The following is a 2,450-nucleotide window of genomic DNA, read 5'->3' as shown; positions in this document are numbered from 1 at the left end:
CCGCGCCGCCCGCGGTCCTGCCCGCGCCGGCGCCCGCGGCGGACGGGTTCACCGGCTTCTACGGCGCGCTCGAATTCGGCACGATCGACGGCGACGTCACCAATGCGCCCCTCACCTCGCCCTTCGACGACGGAACCGCGTTCGGGCTCGCCGCGGGCTACAACTGGCAGACGGGGTCCTTCGTCTTCGGCGGCGAGGTGCGCATCCTGCGGGCGGACGACTTCACCTGGCCCCTGGGCGGCAACACGGAGGCCTACCGCACGCTCTACGACCTGCGCGGGCGGGCGGGCTATGCCATCGGCGACTTCATGGTCTACGGCGCGCTCGGCTACAGCGCCGGCACGCTCGCGCCGTCGGCGCCGAACCCGGTCGATACCGACGGGATGAACTTCGGCATCGGGATGGAATACAACATCTCCGAGCGGTTCTTCCTCGGCGCGGACCTGACGCGGCGCGGCCTCGAGGGGTCGAACGCGGTCAGCACCTTCGAGACCGAGATCGACACGCTCAGCCTGCGCGGCGGCCTGCGCTTCTAGGCCGCCTCGCCCGGCGCGCCGAGTGCGGCGGAGAGGTCGCGCGCCGCCTCCGTCACCGCCGCGGCGAAGCCCGCGATCCCCTCCCGGCTGACCCGGCTGGCCGGACCGGAGACGGAGATGCCGGCCACCACCTCGCCATGCACGTCGAAGACCGGGGCCGCGATGCAGCGCATACCTTCGGTCTTCTCCTCGTCGTCGATGGCGTAGCCGCGCGCCCGCGCCTCGGCGAGGTCCGTCTCCAGCGCCGCGCGGTCGGTCAGCGTGTGCGGCGTGAACCGCTCCAGCACGGCCCCTGAGAGGAGCTGCGCACGCCGGTCGCCCGGCATCTGCGCCAGGATCGCCTTGCCGATCCCCGACGCGTGCATGGGCGAGAGCGTGCCGGGCGGAAAGAAGGCGCGGATCGAGGCGTGCGTCTCCACCTGGCTGACGAAGAGGACGTCGGCCTCGCGCGCGACACCGAGGTTCGCCGTCTCGCCGGTGCGCTCCATCAGGCGGCGGAGGACGGGGCGCGCGCGCTCCACCAGCGAGGTGCGCCGGAGGTAGCGCGCGCCGATCAGGAACGCGCGCGGGCCGATGTGCCAGAGCTGCGGGCCGGGGTCGAACTCCACCAGCCCCCGCGCCTCGAGGGTCACGAGGATGCGGTAGGTCGTGGCGGGCGCCTGGTCGGTGTCGGCCGACAGTTCCGAAAGCGTGGCGCCCGAGGTGGTCGACAGGTGCTCGAAGACCGCCATCGCGCGGTCGAGCGACTTGACCGTGTTCTGGTCGCTGCGGTCGTCCCAGGCCTTGGGCCGCCCCCGCGCCCGGCGGGGGGATGAGTCTTGCGGATCGTCGCGCATCGGGCCCTCGCTGCAGCGCAGTGAAAAAGCATTTCACGATATGAAAAAATGCAAGCCTTTGTTTTCGCTCGCATAGGCAGCACGATACCAGTTTTGAAAAACGATTTCAAAAAAATTGTGGTGCCGGAGCGCAGGGCGTATGGTCCGGGCAACAGAGGGAAGGAGACGCCCATGAGCTTTCAGAATCCGGTCTTCATACCGGGCCCGACCAACATGCCCGAGAGCCTGCGGCGCGCCTGCGACATGCCCACGCTCGACCACCGCTCGGCGCTCTTCGCCGAGATCCTGCACCCGGCGCGTGACGGCGTGCGCCGCATCCTCCGCGCGGAGACGGCGGAGGTCTTCATCTTCCCCGCGACCGGCACCGGAGGCTGGGAGGTCGCGATCACCAACACGCTGAACCCCGGCGATACGGTCCTCGCCGCGCGCAACGGCATGTTCAGCCACCGCTGGATCGACATGTGCCAGCGCCACGGCCTGAAGGTCGAGATCGTCGAGACCCCCTGGGGCGAGGGCATTCCCGCCGACCGCTTCGAGGAGATCCTGACCGCCGACAAGGGCCACCGGATCAAGGCGATCCTCGCCACCCACAACGAGACGGCCACGGGCGTTCTCTCGGACATCGCCGCCGTCCGCCGCGCGATGGACGCCGCGGGGCACCCCGCGCTCCTCTTCGTCGACGGCGTGTCCTCCATCGCCTCGATGCCCTTCGAGTTCGACGCCTGGGGCGTCGATGTCGCCGTGACCGGAAGCCAGAAGGGCTTCATGCTGCCCGCGGGCCTCGCCATCACCGGCTTCTCGCAGAAGGCGCTCGCCGCCGTCGAGACCGCCGGCCTGCCCCGCTGCTTCTACGACATCCGCGACATGGCGCGGACCTACGCCGCGAACGGCTATCCCTACACGCCGGCCGTGGGCCTTCTGAACGGGCTCAAGGCGAGCTGCGGGATGCTCGAGGCCGAGGGTCTGGACAACGTCTTCGCGCGCCACGCCCGCATCGCCGACGGCGTCCGGGCCGCGGTCCATGCCTGGGGCCTGACGCTCTGCGCCGCGCGGCCCGATCTCTGGTCGAACTCGGTCA

At 70.5% G+C, this 2,450-nt stretch carries 3 protein-coding genes; 2 read left to right on the top strand and 1 reads right to left on the bottom strand.

What is annotated here, in order from left to right:
- A partial coding sequence (locus ACTS11_RS13200) for an outer membrane protein (RefSeq protein ID WP_442640771.1) occupies positions 1-536 on the top strand: 536 nt, incomplete at its 5' end.
- Here ACTS11_RS13200 and bhcR read toward each other — a convergent pair.
- Positions 533-1,372, bottom strand: a complete 840-nt coding sequence (gene bhcR / locus ACTS11_RS13195) for an HTH-type transcriptional regulator BhcR (RefSeq protein ID WP_442640770.1) — start codon at positions 1,370-1,372, stop codon at positions 533-535. The two genes, ACTS11_RS13200 and bhcR, sit on opposite strands and share 4 nt — an antisense overlap.
- A 171-nt stretch (positions 1,373-1,543) precedes the next feature.
- Between bhcR and ACTS11_RS13190 the strand changes: the two genes are divergently transcribed.
- Positions 1,544-2,450, top strand: a 907-nt coding sequence (locus tag ACTS11_RS13190) for a pyridoxal-phosphate-dependent aminotransferase family protein (protein ID WP_442640769.1), incomplete at its 3' end; no start/stop codon positions are given.

It is taken from the genome of Roseicyclus sp. (genome assembly GCF_052168335.1).
Taxonomy (GTDB): domain Bacteria; phylum Pseudomonadota; class Alphaproteobacteria; order Rhodobacterales; family Rhodobacteraceae; genus Roseibacterium.
Note: the sequence above shows the minus strand (reverse complement) of the source record. Positions and strands in the feature narration are given on the sequence as shown.